This is a genomic window from Pseudomonas sp. LBUM1666 (assembly GCF_059695775.1).
Genome location: NZ_CP166789.1, coordinates 1,264,635 through 1,289,630, shown reverse-complemented (window position 1 = coordinate 1,289,630; position 24,996 = coordinate 1,264,635). Strand labels below are relative to the sequence as shown.

The following is a 24,996-nucleotide window of genomic DNA, read 5'->3' as shown; positions in this document are numbered from 1 at the left end:
GTCAGTCCCCTCTCCCTCCGGGAGAGGGTTAGGGTGAGGGGTGGCTTTCAGCTCAATAACCGACGGTGAACCGCTGCCGAGAATGCTTCGGCGCTTCCACTTCATCGATCATCGCAATCGCATAATCAGCAAAAGTAACCCAGCTACGCCCTTCGCTACTCACCAGCAAATCATCTTTGCCGATCCGAAACGTCCCCGTGCGCTCACCTTCGACAAACTCTGCCGACGGCGACACAAAGCTCCAGTCCAGCTCTTTTTCCTGCCGCAGGTTTTCCAGAAACAGCGCACCGGCATTGGCCTCAGCCTTGTACGCCTGCGGAAAACCGTCGCTGTCGATCACGCGGGTTCCGTCCGGCAGCAACAGCGAACCGGCACCGCCCACCACCAGCAGACGTTGCACCCCCGCCTTCTTCACCGGCCCGATCACGGCGCTGGCAGGAAGGGTCGCGAAGTGCGCAGCGCTGATCACCACGTCATGACCCGCAACGGCCGCTTGCAACGCGTCGGCATCAAGGGCATCGACATTCTTGGTGACCACACCGGTACGCTGACCGATCTTCGAGGTGTCGCGGGCGATGGCGGTAACGCTGTGACCACGACGCAGGGCTTCTTCCAGCAGTTGGCTACCGGCGCGACCGGTAGCACCAATGATTGCGATCTTGCTCATGACGTTCTCCAGTGTGGATCAGTGTGAGTAGGTGAATCGGGTTACCACTTCATCTCGCCCTTGGCGACTTTGGCGCTCAGTTCAAGCGAGCTTTCTTCACCCAGCTTCGGGTAGCGTTTTTTCATCGCGGCGATCAGCGCGGCAGCGTCTTTTGCCTTGGCGGTTTCTTCATCGAACGCCTTGATGTAATCGGCGGTGAACTGCACGGCGGCCAGGGAGCGGGCGCTTTCACCGAGGTAATGACCCGGCACGATGGTTTTCGGTTTCAGGGTTTCGATGGCGTGCAGTGTGGTCATCCAATCGGCGTGGGACTGCGGCGTCTGGGTGTCGGCCATCCACACGTGGATGTTTTCTGCGACGACGACGCCACCGACCACGGCCTTGATCGACGGAATCCAGACAAAGGTGCGATCCGGCTGCTTGCCCTCCAGCCCCACCACCTGCAACTTCTGCCCTTCGAGCATCAGGCTGTCGCCTTTGAGTACATCCGGCACGATGGTTTTGGCAGGCACATCGGTGCCCATTTTCGGCCCCCAGAACGCCAGTTTGCCGTCGACGGTTTTCTGGATGTGATCCACAGTCGGCTGCGAGGCAAGCACTTTGGCGTTGGGGAATGCGGCAGTCAGGGTGTCGAGGCCGAAGTAGTAATCCGGGTCACCGTGGCTGATGTAAATGGTGGTCAGTTGCTTGCCGCTGGCGCGGATCTTCTCGACCACTTGCTTGGCCTGGGATTTGCCAAATTGTGCATCCACCAAAATCGCGTCTTTCTCGCCGCTGACCAGCACCGAGGTCACCGGGAAGATCGCCTTGTCACCCGGGTTGTAGACGTCCAGGGTCAGGGTCGATGCTGCCACTGCGTGGGCGGCAAAACCGAAAGTAGCGGTGGCCAGCAAAATACGTTTAAGCGAGGTGAAGCCGATCATCTGTTGCTCCGTTGTCCGAATGCCGTGCTTGGCGATGGGACAGAGCTTAGTTGCATGACTCAGTACAAAAAATGCGATGCTGGGACATAGTTTGTTTCTGAAAGTGAGCAAATGATGGATCGACTACAAGCAATGCGGGTGTTCGTCACGGTGGTTGACCTCAGCAGTCAGTCGGCCGCTGCCGATCACCTGGACCTGTCTCGGCCCGTGGTTTCACGCTATCTGGCGGAGCTGGAGGATTGGGTCGGCGCACGCCTGATGCACCGCACCACGCGCAAGCTGAGCCTGACCGCCGCCGGCAGCGAAATCCTGCCTCGATGTCGGCAAATGCTCGACCTGTCCACGGACATGCAAGCCGCCGTCAGCGAACCGGACGATGCGCCGCGCGGCCTGCTGCGCATCAGCGTCAGCACTTCGTTTGGTCAGGCACAACTGGCGGATGCCATGGCCGCTTACGTCAAACGCTACCCCGGCGTCAGCATCGACATGCAGATGCTCGACCGCACGGTGAACCTGGTGGATGAGCGCATCGATCTGGCGATCCGCACCAGCAATGACCTGGACCCGAACCTGATCGCGCGGCGGCTGACGGTCTGCCGCTCGGTGATCTGCGCCTCCCCCGCTTATCTGCTCGAACACCCGACACCGCGGCGGGTCGAGGACCTGAGCCTGCACAATTGCCTGACCCACTCCTACTTCGGCAAAAGCCTATGGCATTTCGAGGAGGACGGTGAGCAGGTGTCAGTGCCGGTGCAGGGCAACATCAGCGCCAACGAAGCCAGCACGTTGTTGCGCGCGGCGATGGCCGGCGCCGGGGTGGCGATGCTCCCCAGTTATCAGGCGGGCGTGCATATCCACAGCGGCGAACTGATCCGCCTGCTGCCCCTTGCCGAACCCCGGCAAATGAACGTTTACGCGGTGTATACCTCACGCAAACACATGCCGGCGACACTGCGCAGCATGCTGGATTTTCTGGTGCTCAGATTCCCGGAAGAACCGGCGTGGGATATCGGCCTGTAACCGAATCCCCTTGTGGGAGCGAGCTTGCTCGCGAATGCGGCGGGTCATTCAACATCATTGTTGAATGATTAACCGCATTCGCGAGCAGGCTCGCTCCCACAGGGGGCATCAGTGTTCTGAATGTCGGGTTACAAGCGCAGACCGCGCGGCTGGCAACTCACTGGCACTGACCTATGCTGAAAGTAGTACCGAAGGGTATTCGTTCAGAGGTCAACACCATGAACATCAAAACAAGAAGATACCTCGCGATTTTCATTACCTGCGCGGCCACGCTCGCGCTGTATGGCACCGCGGCCTGGCGCGTCGAGCAGTTGCGACAACTGCCCCGTGAATACGCGAGCTGCAACTTCGAACGCTGCATTCCCCACAACGCGACCCTTAACGCCCTCAAGTAACGAAGGGGATCAGGCCTCGTTGTCCTGATCGGCCTTCAAGCGGTCGCGAAAGGCCTTGGGCGAGATCCCCACTCGACGTCGGAACAAGCGCGTGAAGTTGGTCGGATCAGAGAACCCCAACACGTCGGACATTTCATAAATGGTCATGCTGGTGTAGGTCAGCAAGCGCTTGGCCTCCAGCAATTGACGCTCGTGCATGATCTGCAACGCCGGTTGTCCCGCCAGCTCACGGCAGGTGCCGTTGAGGTGGGACACGGAAATCCCCAGCCGATGCGCCAGGTCCTCGACCTTGACGTGCTGGCGATAGGTCTCTTCCACCAGTTGGATAAATCCGTTGAGGTATTCCCGGGCACGCTGCGGACGCTGGCTGGCGTTGCGGCGGGAAATCACTTGGCGGCTGACCCACACCATGATCACGCTGACCAGCGAATGCATGAGCATTTCGCGAGCCGGCTGGTGGCCGGTGTATTCGTCTTGCAGCGCTGAAAACAGGCTGTTGAGGTATTCGCCTTCCTTGCCCGCCGGATAACTTTCGGCCTGGGCCAGGGCATTCACCGAATTGCCCAGTTGCGCCTGAAGATGGGCGACCAGCGGCGCGGCAAGAGTTACGACAAACCCTTCGACGTCCTCGGAAAAACGATAGCCATGCACCGATAACGGCGGCAAAACCAGGATCGCCGGCTCGGTCAATTGCGTACGTTTGCCTTCGATTTCAAGCTCTGCCTGACCTTTGAACACGAAGAGCAACTGACACAAATCGGCGTGACGGTGGGGTTTGATTTCCCATTGGTGTTCGCGGCTGCGTTTGGAAATGGTTTCACAGTGCAGCAAGTCCGGGGTCGGCCAATCCAGGCTTTCACCGTAGAGCTTGAACACTGGAATCGAAGGTAGGTCAGGCTTGTTCATCACTTCAATCCAGGCCTCGGGGGTAGGCGGGCGATAATCGCACCGATTGGCAGAATGTACAGGTATCGGCTCAGTTTTCCCCTTCAATTGACAGACTCGCGAGGGAAAAATGCAAGCACTCGATCCATAAAAATTATTCACCGGCCCTGGTTGCGTGAAGCTTGCGAGTCATAAAAACAATGAAAACGCTGAAAACCCAAATCGCCATCATCGGCGCCGGTCCGTCCGGTTTATTGCTCGGCCAATTGCTGCACAACGCCGGCGTCGACACCCTCATTCTCGAACGCCAGACCCCGGACTATGTGCTCGGTCGAATCCGTGCCGGCGTCCTCGAACAAGGCATGGTAGAGCTGTTGCGTCAGGCCGGGGTGGGTCAGCGCATGGACGCCGAAGGGCTGGTTCATTCAGGTTTCGAATTGGCCCTCGACGGACGCCGGGTACACATCGATTTGCAAGCCCTGACCGGTGGCAAAACGGTGATGATCTACGGTCAAACCGAGGTCACCCGCGACCTGATGGCCGCTCGTCGGGAGGCCGGTGCGCAGACGATTTACGAGGCAAGCAACGTCGTTCCTCACGGGATGAAAACCGAAGAGCCGTTCGTGACTTTTGAGAAGGATGGCGAGCTGTATCGACTCGATTGCGACTACATCGCAGGGTGCGACGGTTTTCATGGCGTGGCCCGGCAGTCGATTCCTGCCGAGTGCCTGAAAGTGTTTGAGCGGGTCTATCCGTTTGGCTGGCTCGGCATCCTCGCTAACACACCGCCTGTTCACGAAGAGCTGGTTTACGCCCGGCATGAGCGCGGTTTTGCCCTGTGCAGCATGCGTTCGGCCACCCGCACTCGCTATTACCTTCAGGTACCTGCCGACGAGCACGTCGAGAACTGGTCTGATCAGCGCTTCTGGGATGAACTCAAATCCCGTCTGCCTTGCGCGTTGGCAGAATCGTTGGTCACTGGACCTTCCATCGAAAAAAGCATCGCGCCGTTACGCAGTTTTGTTGTCGAGCCGATGCAGTACGGGCGTATGTTTTTGGTCGGCGACGCCGCGCATATCGTCCCACCCACCGGCGCCAAGGGCCTGAACCTGGCGGCCAGTGACGTCAGTACGCTGTTCAACATTCTGCTGAAGGTTTACCGAGAAGGCCGTGTGGATTTGCTGGAGAAGTACTCCGAGGTCTGTTTGCGCCGGGTGTGGAAAGCCGAACGGTTTTCCTGGTGGATGACCTCGATGCTGCACCGCTTTGACGATAACGACGCCTTCAGCCAGCGGATTGCCGAGTCGGAACTGGGGTACTTCGTCGACTCCGAGGCCGGTCGAAAAACCATTGCAGAAAATTACGTCGGCCTTCCATACGAGGCTATCGAATAGCCTGCTATCGACTTACACTGGCGAGCATCCCCGCTCGCCTTGCTCCTTGCGGGTCAATCACTGTCCGCAGGTTCTAACCCGTGACCAATCTCAACCAGCCTGAAACGCCAAAACCGGCCATCCGCAGCGTGTTGATCGCCCTGATGCTGGCGATCTTTCTTGGCGCGCTGGACCAGACCATCGTCGCCGTGTCGATGCCGGCCATTTCCGCACAATTCAAGGACGTCAGCCTGCTGGCCTGGGTGATTTCCGGCTACATGGTGGCGATGACGGTGGCCGTGCCGATCTACGGCAAACTGGGCGATCTGTACGGTCGCCGCACGTTGATGCTGTTTGGCATGGGGTTGTTCACGGTTGCTTCGTTTTTCTGCGGCATGGCCCAGAGCATGGAGCAACTGGTGCTGGCGCGGATTCTTCAAGGCATCGGTGCTGGCGGGATGATTTCGGTCAGCCAGGCGATCATTGGCGACATCGTGCCGCCCCGGGAACGTGGCCGCTATCAAGGCTATTTCAGCAGCATGTACGCAGTGGCCAGCGTGGCCGGCCCGGTACTCGGCGGTTACATGACCGAGTACCTGTCATGGCGTTGGGTATTTTTGATCAATCTTCCGTTGGGCCTCGGTGCCTGGCTGGTGGCCAATCGAACGCTGGTGGGTTTGCCAGTGCCGCAACGCAAACCGATCATCGATTACCTCGGTACGTTGCTGATGATCATCGGCTTGACCGCCTTGTTGCTGGGCATCACCCAAGTCGGCCAGGGCCATTCGTGGCGCAGCGCCGAAGTGCTGGGCCTGCTCGGTTGTGCGGTGTTGGTACTGGCGCTGTTCGTCTGGCATGAACGCCGGGCGCGGGAGCCGCTGCTGCCCATGCATTTGTTTGCCAATCGCAATGCGATCCTGTGCTGGTGCACGATCTTCTTCACCAGTTTCCAAGCGATCTCGCTGATTGTGTTGATGCCGCTGCGCTTCCAGAGCGTTACCGGCGCCGGGGCCGACAGCGCCGCGCTGCACCTGTTGCCGCTGGCGATAGGTTTGCCGATCGGGGCGTATTTCGCCGGCCGCCGAACCTCGGTGACCGGGCGCTACAAACCTATGATCCTGACCGGCGCCGTGCTCATGCCGATATCGATTCTCGGTATGGCGTTCAGTCCTCCCCAAGCATTTGTGCTCAGTAGTGTGTTTATGTTGCTCAGCGGGATCGCTAGCGGCATGCAGTTCCCGACTTCCCTGGTCGGAACGCAGAACGCGGTGGCACAACGGGACATCGGTGTCGCCACCAGCACCACCAACCTGTTCCGCTCACTGGGCGGTGCGGTGGGTGTGGCCTTGATGTCAGCCCTGCTGCTGGCGTTGTTACAGGACTCAAGTTTTGCCCACCTGGCCGGCTCTTCGATGATTGCCGAGGGCAGTTCGGGGAACGTCTTGCTCGATGGTTTGAACGCCGCGCCGGGGGATGCGCAGAACGCCTTGCGCGCCGAACTGCTGCTGACCTTTCAACATTTGCTGATGGTCAGTGCGGCGGTGTCGCTGCTGGGGCTGGCGGCGGCGGTTGCCATGCCGAATATGGTGTTGCGGGGGCGTGAGGATAAGGTCCACTAAAAGCAAAAGATCGCAGCCTGCGGCAGCTCCTACAAGGGTGTACGCATTCCACTGTAGGAGCTGCCGCAGGCTGCGATCTTTTGATCTTCAAGGGCTGTAATACCCCACTGCCACCAGAAAATGCCCGACCTTTTTCAGGTAGGCATGCTTGTCCTCGACCTTGCCGGTCACCGGGTTTTTCCAGCGGTACTCGTATTCGCCGTAGTCCTGCTTGGCCATCAGCGCCAGGATCGGCTCCCCAACCGGCTTGCCTTCCGGGTCCTTGATCTTGCTGAAATCGGTATTGATCAACCGCAAGTTGGTGCCGTGGGCGACATAACGCTGGTTATTCAGGTCGACGACGAAGACGTACAGGTCATCCTGCAAGTAACCGCCCTTGAGGGAGTTGATGGCCGTGAGCGTGCCCTTCTCGTCCTTGGCCAGATCGGCCGCCGCTTTGTTCAGCAACGCCATCGCCTGTTCCGCTGAGGCCCGTGGCAAGTAGTAACCGACCGCCAGGATCCGCTGACCGATGCGCTGGTAGAACACATGCTGCGTTCGACCTTGCCGTCGGACCAGTTCTGCCAGCGATATTCGGCCTGCTGAATGCCATTGCCCTCCGGCACTTTCAAGGCGTCTTTGAAGGCTTTCTGCAAATCCGGCCCGAGCACATCGGACACATCACGGCCAATCAACGCCGAAGACGGCCCGCCGCTGGCGAGCATCACGCCCTTGGTGTCGACCACGAACACGTAACGATCCTTGTCGACAAACTCCCCCTGACGGCTGAAAGCAGCGAAGGCCTTGTCGCCATTGTCGTGGTAGTACGCCACGCTTTTTCCAGCAAGGCCTTGGCAGCCTGGCTGTCGTCCTTTTCCGTGCCGGCGGCTTGAACCTGGCCAAGACACAGCAAAAGCATCACGCCCAGCAAGGCCAACCTATGCAAAAACCCCATTGCGCATCCCTCGTTCTTGTCGGTGTTTCAAGAGCGTAGACGGCAATGGGGTATGTATGGATATTCAGCGAATGGCAGTGTGTAAGGAAATCATTCCCGGCGCATCCGGGAATGATTCATGGCTCAAGGCCTTGCGCGCAGCTGCTGCTGCAAATTCTGGATCTGTGCCTGAAGGGTGTTGATGTTGCGGGTGACCTGGCCACGGAAGGCGTCGAATTCGGCGGTATTGGTCCCGCCTGGCGTCGCGGCCGGGCGATTGTCCTGTTGGCTTTTGAGAATAATGACTTCCTGCTCCAGGCGCTCGATGGCGGCGCTCGGGTTGCCTTGTTTCTTCAGTGCAACGATGTCGGAGCCAAGGCTTTTAAGTTGCGCGTCGAATTTGTCTGTGTCCGCCGGGTTGCTTTTCAGCACGGCCACATCGCTGTTCAAGACTTTGACCTGAGCCTGCAATTGAATGGTGGCGGTCTGTTGTTCGGTGCCTTGTTCGGTTATCTGCGCCAAGCGCTTATCCAGCTCAGTGGTCTGGGCACTCATCTGCGCCAGGCGTTTGTCCAGATCGGTGGTCTGGCCGACAACGCCTTGCTGTTGTTTGCTTTGATCCTGGAGTTTGCTTTCCAGCTGCTTGATTTGCAGCTTCAAGGCTTCGCTGTCGCTGCTGACGTTGGTCTGACTGGCCACAACCTTGCCGGAAATGTCCTGCAAGCGCCCCGCCGCATCCTCACTGATACGCGCGAAACTTTCCTGGGTCGCCACCAATTGCTGTTCCATCAGCGAGAGCTGCTGGAAGCTCCACCAGGCAAGGCCTGCAAACGCAAAGAACAAGGCGCCAACCAGCGCCCACAGCGGGCCGGTGCTCGGGCTTTTGACTTTGACGACTGGCGCGGTCCGCGAATGCACGGAGTTGCGAGCGGTGGTCGGAAAATCATCGTCGTCGAGGCTGTCGGCACGCAGGCTCGGTACATCGTCGAAGTCGTCGTTGGCATCGTTACGCATGGACATTGAGTCAACCTTTGTGGAACGCGGTGATGGCTTGATGCGGCGCAGTATAACCCCCACTGCCGCATCGATTGACCCTCAACCCCGAACTCGGTTCAGTGTGGCGGCGCTAACCCGTGCGTCAGCGAATGTCCTGGGCCTTCCACCAGCCGCAGAATTCATCGAGGGCGGTCCAGAGACTGACTTTCGGATCGTAGTCCAGATAATGCCGGGCGCGGCTGATGTCCAGGGTGAAATTTTTGTTCATCACCTGCATGCCCAGACGCGACAGGGTCGGTTCGGGGCGACCCGGCCACAACTTGCACACCCCCTCGTTGAGCGCCGCCACGGTGTAGGCCAAACCGTAGGAACGGTAGCGCGTGACCTGTGGGACTTCCATCTTGCGCATCACGTAATTGACCACGTCCCACAATGGCACCGGCGTGCCGTTGCTGATGTTGTAGGCCTTGCCCAACGCAGAACCGCTGGCCAGCAAACTGCTGAGCAACGCTTCATTGAGGTTTTGCACGCTGGTGAAATCAACCTTGTTCAGGCCGTTGCCGATGATCGCGAGCCGTCCTTTACGCTGCATTTTCAGCAGCCGCGGGAAGATGCTCATGTCGCCAGCCCCCGTCACGAAACGCGGGCGCAGGGCCAGGGTTTCGAGGCCGAACTCCTGCGCGCCGAAAACTTTTTGCTCGGCCAGGTATTTGGTCGCGGCGTAGGGATGCTTGAAGCGCTTGGGCACCTGTTCTTCGGTCAGCCCCAGGTGATCGCGACCATCAAAGTAGATCGACGGCGACGACAAGTGAACCAGTCGCCGAACCCGCTGTTTCAGGCAGGCCTCAACCACGTTTTCGGTGACCTGCACGTTGCCTTGATGGAAGTCCTGATAACGCCCCCACAAACCGACCGCACCGGCGCAATGCACCACGGCTTCGACTTCTGAGCACAGATCGCGTGCCAATTCCGGGTCGCTCAAGTCCCCCTGAATGAACTCGGCGCCACGGCGCACCAGATGCTCCACACTTTCGGCCCGGCGACCGTTGACCCGCACGTCCAGGCCTTGCTCCAGGGCAAAACGCGCAAAGCGCCCGCCAATGAAGCCGCTTGCGCCGGTAACCAGAATCTTCATGAATTGCTCCGAATATTTCGTTTTGCGTTTTGCATATTGCGTGAGGTCTTGACGCTGCCCGTCAGTCCAACGGCACCAGCCATTGCTTCGACGAACGCACCAACTGATCGGTGAGTAACCCCAGCAACTGACCGCCATTGCGCCAATGATGCCAGTACAGCGGCACATCGATCGGCTTATCAGGCAAAAGCTCTACCAATACACCGCGCTCCAGTTGCTCGCGCACCTGCAGTTCAGGCACCAGGCCCCAACCGAGTCCCGCTTCGGTGAGGCGGATGAAGCCTTCGGACGAGGGGCATAGATGGTGTTCGAATCCGCCATCGACGCCGAGGGACGCGAGGTAGCGATGCTGTAGGAAATCGTCCGGGCCAAACACCAACGCCGGCGTTTTCGACAACAGATCGGCGCGCACACCTTCAGGAAAATGCCGGGCAATAAATGCCGGGCTGGCCAACGCACGGTAGCGCATGGCCCCCAGCAAAACGCTGCGCGCGCCGGCCACCGGGCGCTCGCTGGCGCAGACGCACGCCGCGACTTCACCGGCGCGCATGCGTTTGAGGCCAACGGTCTGGTCTTCAACCACCAGATCCAGCAGCAGATGCTGTTCCGCGCAAAAATCCCCGACCGCCACGGCCCACCACGTGGCGAGGCTGTCGGCATTCAAAGCAATGCGCAGACGTTCCGGCTGGCCTTCTTCGTCGAGTGCCGGCACCAATGTTTGCAAGTCCCGTTCAAGTAAACGCACCTGCTGCACATGGTTGAGCAGCCGTCGGCCAATTTCGGTCGGGGCCGGCGGTGTCACCCTCACCAGCACCGGTTGGCCGACTCGCGCCTCGAGCAATTTGATGCGCTGGGAGATCGCCGATTGCGACAAACCGAGCACCTGAGCCGCACGTTCGAACCCGGCCTGCTCAACCACGGCGGCCAAGGCAGAAAGCAATTTATAGTCGAACATCAGTTTTCCTAATGAGCGATCAGTAAGATTGGTTTTTCTTATACAGCTTTGCACCGGAGAATGGCCAGCAAGAACTCTTGAACAAGGATCATCGACATGGCTGGCGAAACTTCATTGGCAACCCTGCTGCGCAGCATGAGCCCGCAACTCAACGTCGGCGAATACGTGTTCTGCACCCTTCGCGACGGCAAGTTGCCGGCAGGCCTTGAGATTGTCGGCAGCTTTCGCGAGCAGGAAGGTCTGACAGTGATTCTGGAACGTTCCCACGCCGAGAAGGCCGGTTTCAGTTTCGATTACGTCGCGGCCTGGATCACCTTGAACGTGCATTCTGCCCTCGAAGCCGTCGGCCTGACCGCCGCATTCGCCACGGCATTAGGCCAGGCCGGCATCAGTTGCAACGTGATTGCCGGCTATTACCACGACCATTTATTCGTCGGCCAGGCCGATGCCGAACGCGCCCTGCACGTACTGCGGGATCTGGCGGCCAACGCGGAGTAAACATCTAATGTGGCAAAGCTATGTGAACGGCCTGTTGGTGGCCGCGGGGCTGATCATGGCGATCGGCACCCAGAATGCGTTTGTGCTGGCCCAGAGCCTGCGCCGCGAACATCACCTGCCGGTAGCGGCGCTGTGCGTCGTCTGCGATGCGCTGCTGGTGGCCGCTGGCGTATTCGGTCTGGCTACGGTGCTGGCGCACAACCCGACCCTGCTGGCGGTGGCCCGTTGGGGCGGCGCGGTGTTTCTGATTTGGTACGGCAGCCTGGCGTTGCGTCGAGCCTGCTCGAAACAGAGCCTGCAACAAGGTGAAAACCAGACCGTGCGCTCGCTGCGCGCGGTGATGCTCAGTGCTTTGGCTGTAACGCTGCTGAACCCGCACGTTTATCTGGACACTGTGTTGCTGATCGGCTCCCTCGGCGCACAACAAACAGAGCCTGGCGCTTATGTCGTGGGCGCGGCCAGTGCGTCATTGCTGTGGTTTTTCACCTTGGCGCTCGGCGCGGCGTGGTTGGCGCCATGGTTGGCTCGGCCAAGTACTTGGCGAATCCTTGATCTGTTGGTGGCGGTCATGATGTTCACCGTGGCCTTTCAATTAATCACCGCCGGCTGATTATTCCAAAAGGCTCTGGAACCTCTATCCCACACAGTTGTTGCGTGGTTATGCCGCCCCCCCGGTGCTATGATCCGGTCCGATGCGCCGCAAAGAGTACAAACTCCCCGGCGCTTGTCTGGCCGCCCGTGATCGGCCTTGCGCTCACCGCAACTGACCTGATTAGGAGAATCATCATGGCTTTCGAATTGCCGCCGCTGCCTTACGCACACGATGCCCTGCAGCCGCACATTTCCAAGGAAACTCTGGAATTTCACCACGACAAGCACCACAACACCTACGTCGTGAACCTGAACAACCTGGTGCCAGGCACCGAGTTCGAAGGCAAGACCCTGGAAGAAATCGTTAAATCTTCTTCGGGCGGTATCTTCAACAACGCCGCTCAGGTCTGGAACCACACTTTCTACTGGAACTGCCTGGCGCCAAACGCCGGCGGTCAACCAACCGGCGCACTGTCTGAAGCGATCAACGCAGCCTTCGGTTCGTTCGACAAGTTCAAGGAAGAGTTCAGCAAGACTTCCATCGGCACCTTCGGTTCCGGTTGGGGCTGGCTGGTGAAAAAGGCTGACGGTTCCCTGGCCCTGGCCAGCACCATCGGCGCCGGCAACCCGCTGACCAACGGCGACACCCCGCTGCTGACCTGCGACGTCTGGGAACACGCTTACTACATCGACTACCGCAACCTTCGTCCAAAATACGTCGAAGCGTTCTGGAACCTGGTCAACTGGAAATTCGTTGCTGAGCAGTTCGAAGGCAAAACCTTCACCGCTTAAGATCGATGCCAGTCAAAAAACCCGGCTTTTGCCGGGTTTTTTTATGCGCTCGGGAAAGTCTTGGGGCGGCAGTTTGACCGCCTTCGCGAGCAGGCTCGCTCCCACAAGGACACCACTGTACCTGTAGGAGCGAGCCTGCTCGCGAAGAACGATAACGCGGTAGAACTGACTGAACGCCTATTCCTGCGGGTCGACGATATCCAACGCCCGATTAACGGCTAAGTCCGCCAACATGACGATCTGCGCGATGGCCAACGCCGTACTGCGCTGGGAGCCGGTCAGGTAGGTGGCGAAGTCGCTGGCCATGACACTTGCCGAGGCCAATGACTCACAGGCGTGGGCCAGGAGAGTTTCGGTGTTCATGTCCGGGGAAATCATGAACATGGGATTGGGTTTGTAGGGTGGGTCTGGGATTAATTTATCCAAGGGAATGCCTATGCGTTGGGTGCCAATCCCTTGCCGTTTCTCACGCGACGAAGAGGTGGCAGCTATGTGCGAGGTGAGAAACCGGTCATAGACACCCGGCCGGACCGAAGTCCGCCCGCACACAGCCGCCATAACGCATTTGCAGCAGATAAGCAGGCGGCAATTATGCGGATACTGGCGCTGGATGACTATGACTAGCCGGGTTCTCACACCCGATCGCTGAGTTTTCAGCGACAGCCAAAGGTTATTGAACCCGCTTCCTACGGGCAACCTGAAAACCTCGTGGGAAGGTTCTACCGACTTCCTACACAACAAAAAACCCTGTGGGAGCGAGCCTGCTCGCGATGGCGGCAAGTCAGCCATATTGGTATTGGATGCGCCGCCATCTTCGCGAGCAGGCTCGCTCCCACAGTGAATTGATGTGTTACAGGAAGAAACAGGTCGGCTGTCAGGCCGCCATCGCGAGCAGGCTCGCTCCCACAATGGATCGGGCACGCCTTTCGCTCCTCACCACTCAACAGGCCGAGCGTTAGCTCGCCTGCAGCTCTTGATCTTGATCCACCCGCCCCATCGGGAGGCTGAGTGGAGGTGTTCATCTGGGGGGAGGCGCGCAGCGCCGTTCGACGAAGTCGAACACATCGAGAGGAGGTCGAAGCGAAGCCGACCGGAGGCGATGCCCCCAGATGAATGCCGGAACGAAGGAACGCCGAGCCTAAGCGAGGGGCCGGACGCTTGGGGCGAGCGTTTTTTTGCTTACTTTTTTTAGGCGCTTCCCTCCGTGTCAGGCTACCTGTCGCCCTTGTTGATTGACTCGTTCATTCAAGAGGGCGAAGGTACATATCGATGTCCAAGCTAGGCAAACGCTACGACAACGACAACGACTTCAAAGACTGGGTCGTTTTGCAAATGATGCCGCCCCTCAATCGATCAGTGGCAGAACTTGCCGTTGCGCTCAATCTCACGCCACAGTCACTGCGAAATTGGAGACAAATGGCTAGAGATAAAGGCTTGATCGTTCCGGGAAACGGCAAGACCAGTGACCAATGGTCTAGCGCCGATAAATTCAATGCTGTCATGGAAACCGCGCCGTTGAGCGAGGTGGAGATCTCTCAGTATTGCCGAATCAAAGGCATTTACCCTGAGCAAATCCAACAGTGGCGAATGGCATGCCAAAACGCCAATCCGGTCGTTGATCTCAACTCTCGAACCTCTAAGACGGCCGAGCAACGGCGTATCAAAATACTTGAGCGTCAATTGATTCAGTCTGATGCCGGACGTGCGGAGGCGGTGGCCTTGCTGGATCTCAGAAAAAAAGCCAATGCGATCTGGGGCAAGGACAAGGAAGACTGATCGACGCCTCTGATCGTACGCAAGCCATGAAGTTGATTGCAGACGCGGTACTCAATGGCGCTCGTCGATATCGAGCCTGCAATGAGTTGGGGCTGAGCCTGCGCACAGTCCAGCGCTGGCGACACGCTGACTGTGACGGACGACGGCTGGCTCAACGGGCAGCTCCGGCTAATAAGCTCAGTGAGACAGAACGCCAAGCGGTGCTTGATGCTGCCAATCAGGCTGGCTACGCCAGCCTCACCCCGCACCAAATCGTTCCAAAACTAGCGGATGAAGGCATTTATCTGGCTTCGGAGTCGACGTTTTACCGTGTGTTAAAAGCCGCCAATCAAAACGTGCGCCGTGGTCGTACCAAGACCCCGAAACGCAGAGTACTGACGACGCACCGTGCTGACGCACCCAATCAGGTGTGGTGCTGGGATATCACCTGGCTGCCCAGCACCGTCAAAGGCCGTTTTTTCTACTGGTACATGGTCAAGGATGTCTACAGCCGCAAGCTGGTCGCTAATGAAGTGCATGAGGTGGAATGTGCCGAACACGCGTGTGAGTTGCTCAGAAAGGGATGCTTGCGGGAGCACACAGCGGGTCGTCCGTTGGTGTTGCACTCGGATAACGGCCACGTTATGAGAGGCTCTTTATTACGTGAAAGCATGATCGCCCTGGGCGTCGAGCCGTCCTTCAGCCGGCCGAGGGTGAGCAATGACAACGCTTATGCCGAGGCGCTTTTCCGTACCGCCAAGTACTGCCCACTCTGGCCGGATCAACCATTTGATACGGTCACTGAAGCAAGGCTTTGGGTGCAGAAATTTATCGAGTGGTACAACGAAGATCACCGCCACAGCGCCTTGAAATACGTCACGCCGAACGAACGCCACGAAGGCAAGGCGACGGTTCTATTACAAGCTAGAGCAGTGCTTTATGAAGACGCCAGGGACGCTAATCCGAGCCGCTGGAGTACTCGGACACGCAACTGGAAGCTGGCAGATGCGGTGTATTTAAACCCAGAGCGCCCTGAGGTTAAGGGTGCAGCTGGCTAACAACAGTTGGAACAAGGTGACAGGTACCTTGACACGTACCGGCTTGTAAAAAAAGTGAGTCGCCGTAAGGGCGAAACCCTAAGTGGCCATTACCGCAGAAATGGATATGTACCCGATCAACCAACAGATTGGTCGGCTGACAGGCCGCCATCGCGAGCAAGCTCGCTCCCACATTCAAAACGTGTACATCCGAAGAAACCAGGACGATTTCCCACGATGAAACCAGCCTTCAGCCCCTTGCCCCAACGCCACAGCCGTCTAACATCAACCAAACGGAAAATATGTCCCAATCCCCCTCAAGTTGAAGGCCCCAACAACCGACACAGTACAAATAGCGCAAATAGTCCAAACGACAGTATTTCGGCCAAGCTACAGGCAAAACCCCATGTGATTGATTGTCCCTTTGACTGCCATCACCGGATTGCCAATACTCATGGCAACTTGACGCTACCCGCACGGAACAAGGAATGACTCTTTGAAGCTGGAACTCAAGAACAGCTTGTCGGTGAAGTTGCTTCGGGTCGTGCTCCTGTCGGCATTGATCGTCGGCGTGGTCTTGAGCTGCGCGCAGATCGTTTTCGATGCCTATAAAACACGCCAGGCCGTGGCCAGCGATGCCCAACGCATCCTCGACATGTTCCGCGACCCCTCGACCCAGGCCGTCTACAGCCTGGACCGGGAAATGGGCATGCAGGTGATCGAAGGCCTGTTTCAGGACGACGCTGTGCGCAAGGCCTCCATTGGCCATCCCAACGAAGCCATGCTCGCGCAAAAGTCTCGCGAGCTGCAGCATTCCGACAGTCGCTGGCTGACCGACCTGATCCTCGGCAAGGAACGCACCTTCACCACCCAGCTGGTGGGTCGCGGCCCTTACAGCGAGTATTACGGCGACTTGAGCATCACCCTCGACACCGCCACCTACGGCCAGGGATTCATCGTCAGTTCGGTGATCATCTTCATCTCCGGCGTGTTGCGTGCGATGGCCATGGGGCTGGTGCTGTACCTGGTCTATCACTGGCTGCTGACCAAACCGCTGTCGCGGATCATCGAACACCTCACGGAAATCAATCCGGATCGCCCCAGCGCACACAAAATCCCGCTGCTCAAGGGGCATGAAAAGAACGAATTGGGAATCTGGATCAACACCGCCAACCAGTTGCTCGAGTCCATCGAGCGCAATACCCATTTGCGCCACGAAGCGGAAAACAGCCTGCTACGCATGGCCCAGTACGACTTCCTCACCGGCCTGCCGAACCGCCAGCAATTACAGCAGCAACTGGACAAAATCCTGGTAGACGCCGGCAGGTTGCAACGTCGGGTCGCGGTATTGGTGGTCGGCCTGGACGACTTCAAGGGCATCAACGAACAATTCAGCTACCAGACCGGCGACCAACTGCTGCTGGCCCTGGCCGATCGCCTGCGAGCTCACAGCGGACGCCTCGGCGCCCTCGCCCGCCTCGGCGGCGACCAGTTCGCCCTGGTTCAGGCCGATATCGAACAACCCTACGAAGCGGCCGAACTGGCCCAAAGCATTCTCGATGACCTGGAAGCAGCATTTGCTCTCGATCATCAAGAGATTCGCCTGCGCGCCACCATCGGCATCACCCTGTTCCCCGAGGACGGTGACAGCACCGAGAAACTGCTGCAAAAAGCCGAGCAGACCATGACCCTGGCCAAGACTCGCTCGCGCAACCGTTATCAGTTCTATATCGCCAGCGTCGACACCGAGATGCGCCGCCGTCGCGAGCTGGAAAAAGACCTGCGCGAGGCCTTGGCCCGTGGCCAGTTCTACCTCGTCTACCAGCCGCAGATCAGCTATCGCGATCACCGGGTGGTGGGTGTCGAGGCGCTGATTCGCTGGCAGCATCCCGAGCACGGGCTGGTTCCGCCGGACTTGTTCATCCCCTTGGCCGAGCAGAACGGCACCATCATCGCCATCGGCGAATGGGTGCTGGATCAGTCGTGCAAGCAATTGCGCGACTGGCATGACCAGGGTTTCGTCGACTTGCGCATGGCGGTGAATCTGTCCACGGTGCAGCTGCACCACGCCGAGTTGCCACGGGTGGTCAACAACCTGCTGCAGATGTACCGCCTGCCACCGCGCAGCCTGGAGCTGGAAGTCACCGAAACCGGCCTGATGGAAGACATCAGCACGGCCGCCCAGCATCTGCTGAGCCTGCGCCGCTCCGGTGCGCTGATCGCGATTGACGACTTCGGCACCGGTTACTCGTCATTGAGTTATCTGAAAAGCCTGCCGCTGGACAAGATCAAGATCGACAAGAGCTTCGTTCAGGACCTGCTCGATGACGACGACGATGCGACCATCGTCCGGGCCATCATCCAGCTGGGCAAGAGCCTGGGCATGCAGGTGATTGCCGAAGGCGTGGAAACCGCCGAGCAAGAGGCCTACATCATCTCCGAGGGCTGTCACGAAGGTCAGGGCTATCTCTACAGCAAGCCGCTGCCGGCGCGGGAATTGAGCGCGTATCTGAAACAGGCCCAGCGCAGCAACGCGGCTATTTTGTAGAAAATCAAGAGATCGCAGCCTCGTTTCACTCGACAGCTGCTACAGAGTGAAACGAGGCTGCGATCTCTTGATCCACGACACAACTCCCGCCTGAATAAGAAATATTTCCAGGTACAACCCTTTACAGATAATGCGAAAGATTTGCATTATGTCGCAGTTTTGCGCGCTTGCTGCGCCTCCACCCCCTCTCGAAGCAGGATGTTCGCCATGATTCGTATGCCTCTGGCTACCGCCAGTCTGTTGGCCATCGCTATTTCCCTCGCCGGTTGTGGCGAAGGCAAAGACAAAGCTGTTGCTGCGCAAGCACCGACTCCGGCCGCCAGCACCACGGCCCCTGCGGTTGCACCTGCCGCAGCCAGTAAAGTCGACGAAGCCGCCGCCAAAGCCGTTGTCGCGCATTACGCCGACATCGTCTTCGCCGTTTACAGCGATGCCGAATCCACCGCGAAGACCCTGCAAGCCACCGTCGACGCCTTCCTCGCCAAGCCAAACGCCGACACCCTGAAAGCTGCCAAGGCTGCCTGGATCGCTTCCCGCGTTCCTTACCTGCAGAGCGAAGTGTTCCGCTTCGGCAACACCATCATCGACGACTGGGAAGGTCAGGTGAACGCCTGGCCACTGGACGAAGGCCTGATCGACTACGTCGACAAATCCTACGAGCACGCACTGGGTAACCCGGGCGCCACGGCCAACATCATCGCCAACACCCAGGTTCAGGTCGGCGAAGACAAGATCGACGTGAAAGACATCACCCCGGCCAAACTCGCCAGCCTGAACGAGCTGGGCGGTTCCGAGGCCAACGTTGCCACCGGCTACCACGCCATCGAATTCCTGCTCTGGGGCCAGGACTTGAACGGCACCGGCCCTGGCGCCGGTAACCGTCCAGCTTCCGACTACCTCGAAGGCAAAGGCGCAACCGGCGGTCACAACGATCGTCGTCGCGCTTACCTGAAGTCCGTGACCCAACTGCTGGTCAGCGACCTGGAAGAAATGGTCGGTAACTGGAAGCCGAACGTGGCCGACAACTACCGCGCCACTCTGGAAGCCGAGCCAGCTGAATCCGGTCTGCGCAAAATGCTGTTCGGCATGGGCAGCCTGTCCCTGGGCGAACTGGCGGGCGAGCGCATGAAGGTTTCCCTGGAAGCCAACTCGCCGGAAGACGAACACGACTGCTTCAGCGACAACACCCACAACTCGCAATTCTACGATGCCAAAGGCGTTCGTAACGTGTACCTGGGCGAGTACACCCGCGTCGACGGCACCAAAATGACCGGCGCCAGCCTGTCGTCCCTGGTGGCCAAGGCTGACCCGGCGGCCGACACCGCGCTGAAAGCCGACCTGGCTGCGACCGAAGCCAAGATGCAGGTCATCGTCGATCACGCCAACAAAGGTGAGCACTACGACCAGCTGATCGCCGCCGGCAACACTGCTGGCAACCAGATCGTCCGCGACGCTATCGCTTCCCTGGTCAAGCAGACCGGTTCGATCGAAGCCGCCGCTGGCAAACTGGGCATCAGTGACCTGAACCCGGACAACGCTGATCACGAATTCTGATCAACGCTGGCTGAATAAAAAGGCGATCTTCGGGTCGCCTTTTTCATGCCCGCCAACCACAGATCCATTGTAGGAGTGAGCCTGCTCGCGATGGCTGTGTGTCAGTCGAAATCGCTGGCGACTGACACACAGCCATCGCGAGCAGGCTCACTCCTACAGGGGATTGTGTTTACCAAATAATCCTTGCCCCACATCAACCAAACGATAATTCCTCTTATTCAATCTCCCCTGCCCTGTTAGACTTTGCGCCCCTTGTTTTGCTCGTCTTGCAGGATGTCTGATGCCCTCGCTGCCTCTTCGCTTGTCCGCACTGTTTCTGGCCTTGGGCCTGAGTGCCTGCGATGACGCCCCGCGTTTTACCAAAGCCGAACCCGGTGAAGCCCGGTCCGGTGGCAGCGCAACCGTGCGCAAGACCGATCAGAACTCATTTTCCCTGCCGTCCGCCAACCTGCCGCCGTCACGGCGCGTGGACTTCAGTGTCGGCAACAGCTTTTTCCGTAATCCCTGGGTGATCGCCCCGTCGACCACCACCGCCCGGGATGGCCTCGGGCCGTTGTTCAACACCAACGCCTGCCAGAACTGCCACATCAAGGACGGACGCGGTCATCCGCCCACGCCTGATGCGCAGAACGCCGTGTCGATGCTGGTGCGCCTGTCGATTCCCGATTCACCGGCCTATGCCAACGTCATCGAGCAACTCGGTGTCGTCCCGGAGCCGGTCTACGGCGGACAATTCCAGGACATGTCCGTGCCGGGTGTCGTGCCGGAAGGCAAAGTGCGCGTCGATTACACGCCCGTTCCGATTCGTTTCAAGGACGGCACCGAAGTCGAGTTGCGCAAACCGACGTTGCAGATCACCCAGCTCGGCTACGGTCCGATGCACCCTGACACGCGTTTCTCGGCCAGGGTTGCACCGCCAATGATTGGTCTGGGGCTGCTCGAAGCGATTCCTGACGAGGCGATCCTGGCCAATGCCGAGGCTCAGGCAAAAGACAAAAACGGCATTGCCGGACGTCCGAACCGGGTCTGGGACGATGCGCAGCAGAAGACCGTTCTCGGCCGGTTCGGCTGGAAAGCCGGGCAACCGAACCTCAATCAGCAGAACGTCCACGCGTTTTCCGGTGACATGGGCCTCACCACCAGTCTGAGACCCGTTGATGACTGCACCGATGCGCAAACCGCTTGCAAGCAAGCGCCCAACGGCAATGGCCCGGATGGCGAGCCGGAAGTCAGCGATAACATCCTGCGCCTGGTGCTGTTCTACAGCCGTAACCTCGCCGTACCGGCCCGCCGCGATGTCAGCGCCCCCGAGGTGCTGGCCGGCAAGACGCTGTTTTTCCAGGCCGGATGCCAGTCCTGCCACACACCGAAATACACCACCGCCGCCAACGCCGCCGAACCTGAACTGGCCAATCAAGTGATTCGCCCTTACAGCGATCTGCTGCTGCATGACATGGGCGACGGCCTGGCCGACAACCGTACTGAATTCCAGGCCAGTGGCCGCGATTGGCGCACCCCGCCGTTGTGGGGCATCGGCCTGACGCAGGCGGTCAGTGGGCACACCCAGTTTTTGCACGATGGCCGCGCCCGCAATCTGCTCGAAGCCGTGCTCTGGCATGGCGGCGAAGCCACGGCGGCGCAGCAACAGGTTTTGTCTTTCAATGCCGAGCAGCGCGCTGCGTTGCTGGCGTTCTTGAATTCCCTTTAATACGTATTCCATAGTGGGAGCCCGACATGTTCCGTCCCAAATTGTTGTTCACCAGCCTTGCCGCGCTAGCCTTGGGCGCCTGTTCGCCTCAGGATCCGCAGGCCGTCACGTCGGCGGCCATCGCCAAGTCGGTGATCCTGCCGACCTACACGCGCTGGGTTGAAGCCGACCGCCAACTGGCCGTCAGTGCGTTGGCCTACTGCGAAGGCAAGGAAAACCTCGACACCGCCCGCGCCGACTTCCTGCATGCGCAGAAAGCCTGGGCCGAGCTGCAGCCGCTGCTGATCGGGCCGTTGGCCGAAGGCAATCGCGCCTGGCAGGTACAGTTCTGGCCGGACAAGAAAAACCTCGTCGGCCGTCAGGTCGAGCAACTGGTCACCGCACAGCCGCAGATCGATGCCGCTGCATTGGCCACGTCCAGCGTTGTCGTTCAAGGCCTTTCCGCCTACGAATACATCCTGTTCGACAGCAAGCCTGATGTGGCCAACGCTGAACAGAAAGCCAAGTACTGCCCGCTGCTGATCGCGATTGGCGAGCGTCAGAAACAACTGGCCGAAGAGATTCTGAAAAGCTGGAACAACACCGACGGCATGCTCGCGCAGATGAGCAAATTCCCGAACCAGCGCTACGCCGATTCCCACGAAGCCATCGCCGATCTCCTGCGTGTGCAAGTCACCGCCCTCGACAGCCTGAAGAAAAAACTCGGCACGCCGATGGGTCGTCAGACGAAGGGTGTGCCGCAACCGTTCCAGGCCGATGCATGGCGCAGCCAGTCGTCCCTGACCGGCCTCGAAGCCAGCCTCGCCGCCGCCAAAACGGTGTGGGAAGGCGTCGACAACAAAGGCCTGCGTGGTCTGTTGCCGAACGAGCAGAAACCTTTGGCCGACAAGATCGACGCCGCTTACGCCGTGTCCCTGAAACTGTTCGCCAGCAACCAGCGTTCTCTGACCGAGATGCTCAACGACGATGCCGGGCGCCAGCAACTCAACAACATCTACGACAGCCTCAACGTCGTCCACCGCCTGCACGAAGGCGAACTGGCCAAGGCGCTGGGCATTCAACTGGGCTTCAACGCCAACGACGGTGACTGATGAGGGCAAGTTCCATGCTGCGACGCCAGGCTCTGACGTTAGGTAGTTTGCTGCTGGGTGCGGTGACACTGGGCGGCTGGACGCTGTTCAAGCAGAAGGACAAAAGTCCGCTGCTGCTGTCGGCGCGGGACGATACCGACGGCAAACACTACGCCGTCGGTTACCGGCTGGACGGCACCCGGGTGTTTGCCACCCAGGTCGGCCAGCGTTGCCACGACATCATCAACCATCCGACGCTGCCGATTGCGCTGTTCGTCGCCCGTCGTCCTGGCACCGAGAGTTACCTGATCGACCTGCGCGACGGCATGCTGCTGCAAACCGTGGTCTCACGGCCGAACCGGCACTTCTACGGTCACGCGGTGATTCACCAGAGCGGCGACTGGCTGTACGCCACCGAGAACGACACCTCCGATCCGGGTCGTGGCTTGCTCGGTGTGTATAAGTTCGAAGGCGAGCGGCTGGTGCACAGCGGTGAGATTCCGACCCACGGCGTCGGCCCGCATCAGGTGTCGTGGATGCCCGATGGCGAAACCCTGGTGGTGGCCAACGGCGGCATTCGCACCGAGGCCGAAAGCCGCGTCGAGATGAACCTCAACGCCATGGAACCGAGCCTGGTGCTGATGCAACGGGACGGCACCCTGCTGAGCAAGGAAACCCTGGCCCAGCAGATGAACAGCGTGCGTCATTTGGGGATTGCCAGCGACGGCACCATCGTCGCCGGTCAGCAGTTCATGGGGCCGTCTCACGAGTCGTCGGAACTGCTGGCGATCAAGCGTCCCGGCCAGCCGTTCGTGGCCTTCCCGGTGCCTGAACATCAGTTGCAGGCCATGGGGCATTACACCGCGAGCGTCGCGGTACACAGCGAACTGCGCCTGGTGGCGTTGACCGCACCACGGGGCAACCGCTTTTTCATCTGGGACCTGAACAGCGGTGAAGTGCGCCTGGACGCGCCGCTTCCCGATTGCGCCGGGGTCGGCGCGGTAGCCGATGGCTTTGTCGTGACCTCGGGTCAGGGGCGCTGCCGGTTCTACGATTGCCGCCAGACAAGCCTTGTTGCAAAACCTCTCGATCTACCCGCAGGGCTCTGGGACAACCACCTGCATTTGATCTGACTGTGGCGAGGGGGCTTGTCGGAACGCCGCACCGCCCCGTTCGGCTGCGAAGCAGTCGTAAAACCATTGCACGCGGTGTACCTGATACACCTCGATTGTAAGTTTTGGGGCCGCTTCGCGACTCAACGGGGGCAAGCCCCCTGGCCACAGGTTTTGTATTCGCCACATCTTTCCTTAACTGGCTGGCCTACCTGTAAGTTCTGCCAGTTGGAAACCCCCTCCCACTCGGAGTAATGTGCCCGACTGTCTCACCTGATTTTCTCCAAGGAAGTGGAAATATGCTGCGTCGCCGCATGCTGATCATGTTGGGTGTTGTTTTGCTGATCGTGCTGGTCCTGGCCGGTTACAAAGCCTTCTCCATCTATACGATGATTCAGGGCTTTGCTGCGCCGAAACCGGCGATCAGTGTCGCCGTGGCCACGGCCACCGAACGGCCGTGGCAAGCCCGCCTGCCCACCGTCGGCACGCTCAAGGCGCTGCAAGGCGTGGACCTGAGCCTGGAGACCGACGGCACCGTCATCGATTTGCAGTTCGAGTCAGGTCAGAAGGTCAAGGTCGGCCAACCGCTGCTGCAACTAGATAGCATTGTGGAAACCGCCCTGCTCGAAACCGCTCAGGCTGACCTGGGTCTGGCGCAGCTCGATTACGGTCGCGGCAGCCAATTGGTGGGCAGCCAGGCCATTTCCAAAGGCGAATTCGACCGGCTCTCGGCGGTGTTGAAAAAGAGCCGGGCCACGGTGAATCAGCTCAAGGCGGCGCTGGCCAAAAAACGCTTGCTCGCACCGTTCAGCGGGACCATCGGCATTCGTCAGGTGGACATCGGTGACTATCTCGCCAGCGGCACCATGATTGCCACCTTGCAAGACCTCAGCAGCCTCTATGTAGACTTCTTCGTGCCCGAGCAGTCGGTACCGAAGATCGCCCTTGGCCAACCGGTACAGATCATTGTCGCGGCCTACCCGACACAAACCTTCCCCGGCACCATCAGCGCGATCAACCCGAAAGTCGAAAACAGCACGCGCAACGTGCAGGTCCGCGCGACCCTGGCCAATCCCGACGGCACCTTGCTGCCGGGGATGTTCGCCAGCCTGCAAGTGTTGTTGCCCGACCCGCAGCCGCGCATCGTCGTGCCGGAAAGCGCGATCACTTACACGCTGTACGGCAACTCGCTCTATGTCGTCGCGCAGAAAAAAACCGAAGACGGCAGCCTGGAAAAAGACGACAAGGGCCAACCGATCCTGATCGCCGAACGGCGTTTCATCGAAACCGGCGAGCGCCGCGACGGGCAGGTGATGATCACCAAAGGCGTGCAGAACGGCGAAAAAGTGGTCACGGCCGGCCAGATCAAACTGGACAACGGCGCACACATTGCGATCAGCGACGACAAGACCTTAGCCGAGAAGAACAGCCCGCCGCGCGCGGACTGATC

Annotated in this window: 21 protein-coding genes and 1 pseudogene; 14 read left to right on the top strand and 8 right to left on the bottom strand. The window is 59.3% G+C overall.

The window, feature by feature from the left end:
• Nucleotides 1-52: 52 nt before the first annotated feature.
• Entirely contained in the window at nucleotides 53-667 is a 615-nt protein-coding gene (locus tag ACA056_RS05730) for an NAD(P)-dependent oxidoreductase (protein WP_497271143.1), read from the bottom strand.
• Between the two features lie 41 nt (nucleotides 668-708).
• A complete protein-coding gene (locus tag ACA056_RS05725) occupies nucleotides 709-1,590 on the bottom strand; it encodes an MBL fold metallo-hydrolase (RefSeq protein WP_497271141.1) in 882 nt (293 codons plus the stop codon).
• 114 nt (nucleotides 1,591-1,704) lie between these two features.
• Between ACA056_RS05725 and ACA056_RS05720 the strand changes: the two genes are divergently transcribed.
• Together ACA056_RS05720 and ACA056_RS05715 are read left to right on the top strand one after the other, a co-directional pair.
• Entirely contained in the window at nucleotides 1,705-2,610 is a 906-nt protein-coding gene (locus tag ACA056_RS05720) for a LysR family transcriptional regulator (RefSeq protein WP_497273496.1), read from the top strand.
• Between the two features lie 218 nt (nucleotides 2,611-2,828).
• Nucleotides 2,829-3,005, top strand: coding sequence for a hypothetical protein (locus ACA056_RS05715; RefSeq protein WP_170206612.1), 177 nt, complete (start codon nucleotides 2,829-2,831; stop codon nucleotides 3,003-3,005).
• Nucleotides 3,006-3,014: 9 nt separating this feature from the next.
• Here ACA056_RS05715 and ACA056_RS05710 read toward each other — a convergent pair whose 3' ends face one another.
• Nucleotides 3,015-3,911 carry a helix-turn-helix domain-containing protein gene (locus tag ACA056_RS05710; RefSeq protein ID WP_415766673.1) on the bottom strand — a complete coding sequence of 299 codons (897 nt, stop codon included), beginning with the start codon at nucleotides 3,909-3,911 and terminating at the stop codon, nucleotides 3,015-3,017.
• Between the two features lie 188 nt (nucleotides 3,912-4,099).
• Here ACA056_RS05710 and pobA point away from each other — a divergent pair, with 188 nt between their 5' ends.
• Entirely contained in the window at nucleotides 4,100-5,284 is a 1,185-nt protein-coding gene (gene pobA / locus ACA056_RS05705; RefSeq protein ID WP_497273495.1) for a 4-hydroxybenzoate 3-monooxygenase, read from the top strand.
• 80 nt (nucleotides 5,285-5,364) lie between these two features.
• The gene (locus ACA056_RS05700) at nucleotides 5,365-6,882 is read left to right on the top strand and encodes an MDR family MFS transporter (RefSeq protein WP_497271138.1); all 1,518 of its coding nucleotides are present in this window, start codon (nucleotides 5,365-5,367) and stop codon (nucleotides 6,880-6,882) included.
• Nucleotides 6,883-6,969: 87 nt separating this feature from the next.
• Here the strand turns inward: ACA056_RS05700 and ACA056_RS05695 are convergent.
• The 4 genes and pseudogenes from ACA056_RS05695 to ACA056_RS05680 form a co-directional block, all read right to left on the bottom strand.
• Nucleotides 6,970-7,816: pseudogene (locus ACA056_RS05695) on the bottom strand (cache domain-containing protein).
• Between the two features lie 123 nt (nucleotides 7,817-7,939).
• Nucleotides 7,940-8,815 (bottom strand): ATPase, encoded by an 876-nt coding sequence (locus ACA056_RS05690; protein ID WP_497271136.1) that lies wholly within the window; start codon nucleotides 8,813-8,815, stop codon nucleotides 7,940-7,942.
• Between the two features lie 118 nt (nucleotides 8,816-8,933).
• Entirely contained in the window at nucleotides 8,934-9,926 is a 993-nt protein-coding gene (locus tag ACA056_RS05685) for an NAD-dependent epimerase/dehydratase family protein (RefSeq protein ID WP_497271134.1), read from the bottom strand.
• A 61-nt stretch (nucleotides 9,927-9,987) separates the two neighbouring features.
• Nucleotides 9,988-10,881 (bottom strand): LysR family transcriptional regulator ArgP, encoded by an 894-nt coding sequence (locus ACA056_RS05680; protein ID WP_497271132.1) that lies wholly within the window; start codon nucleotides 10,879-10,881, stop codon nucleotides 9,988-9,990.
• Between the two features lie 96 nt (nucleotides 10,882-10,977).
• Between ACA056_RS05680 and ACA056_RS05675 the strand changes: the two genes are divergently transcribed.
• The 3 genes from ACA056_RS05675 (at nucleotide 10,978) to ACA056_RS05665 (ending at nucleotide 12,762) form a co-directional block, all read left to right on the top strand.
• Nucleotides 10,978-11,379, top strand: coding sequence for an ACT domain-containing protein (locus tag ACA056_RS05675; protein WP_033057513.1), 402 nt, complete (start codon nucleotides 10,978-10,980; stop codon nucleotides 11,377-11,379).
• A gap of 7 nt (nucleotides 11,380-11,386) precedes the next feature.
• Entirely contained in the window at nucleotides 11,387-11,989 is a 603-nt protein-coding gene (locus tag ACA056_RS05670; protein WP_497271130.1) for a LysE/ArgO family amino acid transporter, read from the top strand.
• A 176-nt stretch (nucleotides 11,990-12,165) separates the two neighbouring features.
• Nucleotides 12,166-12,762 (top strand): superoxide dismutase, encoded by a 597-nt coding sequence (locus ACA056_RS05665; protein ID WP_497271128.1) that lies wholly within the window; start codon nucleotides 12,166-12,168, stop codon nucleotides 12,760-12,762.
• Nucleotides 12,763-12,939: 177 nt separating this feature from the next.
• On the opposite strand, the gene ACA056_RS05660 is transcribed toward ACA056_RS05665, so the two are convergent.
• Entirely contained in the window at nucleotides 12,940-13,188 is a 249-nt protein-coding gene (locus ACA056_RS05660) for a DUF6124 family protein (RefSeq protein WP_497271126.1), read from the bottom strand.
• A gap of 843 nt (nucleotides 13,189-14,031) precedes the next feature.
• Between ACA056_RS05660 and ACA056_RS05655 the strand changes: the two genes are divergently transcribed.
• From ACA056_RS05655 to ACA056_RS05625, 7 genes are all read left to right on the top strand, one after another.
• Nucleotides 14,032-15,575 (top strand): IS3 family transposase gene (locus tag ACA056_RS05655; protein WP_497271124.1). Its coding sequence is split into 2 segments (ribosomal slippage): nucleotides 14,032-14,506 and nucleotides 14,506-15,575, totalling 1,545 coding nucleotides; the frame shifts between segments, so codons are not numbered across the junction.
• A gap of 475 nt (nucleotides 15,576-16,050) precedes the next feature.
• Entirely contained in the window at nucleotides 16,051-18,102 is a 2,052-nt protein-coding gene (locus ACA056_RS05650; RefSeq protein WP_497271122.1) for a putative bifunctional diguanylate cyclase/phosphodiesterase, read from the top strand.
• 207 nt (nucleotides 18,103-18,309) lie between these two features.
• Nucleotides 18,310-19,656, top strand: coding sequence for an imelysin family protein (locus ACA056_RS05645; protein WP_497271120.1), 1,347 nt, complete (start codon nucleotides 18,310-18,312; stop codon nucleotides 19,654-19,656).
• Nucleotides 19,657-19,936: 280 nt separating this feature from the next.
• Nucleotides 19,937-21,364, top strand: a complete 1,428-nt coding sequence (locus ACA056_RS05640) for a di-heme oxidoreductase family protein (RefSeq protein WP_497271118.1) — start codon at nucleotides 19,937-19,939, stop codon at nucleotides 21,362-21,364.
• Between the two features lie 26 nt (nucleotides 21,365-21,390).
• Entirely contained in the window at nucleotides 21,391-22,455 is a 1,065-nt protein-coding gene (locus ACA056_RS05635) for an imelysin family protein (RefSeq protein WP_497271116.1), read from the top strand.
• A 14-nt stretch (nucleotides 22,456-22,469) separates the two neighbouring features.
• Nucleotides 22,470-23,567 (top strand): DUF1513 domain-containing protein, encoded by a 1,098-nt coding sequence (locus ACA056_RS05630; RefSeq protein WP_497271114.1) that lies wholly within the window; start codon nucleotides 22,470-22,472, stop codon nucleotides 23,565-23,567.
• A 278-nt stretch (nucleotides 23,568-23,845) separates the two neighbouring features.
• Nucleotides 23,846-24,994: an efflux RND transporter periplasmic adaptor subunit gene (locus ACA056_RS05625; protein WP_497271112.1), complete on the top strand. Its 1,149-nt coding sequence runs from the start codon at nucleotides 23,846-23,848 to the stop codon at nucleotides 24,992-24,994.
• The last annotated feature ends 2 nt before the right edge of the window (nucleotides 24,995-24,996 follow it).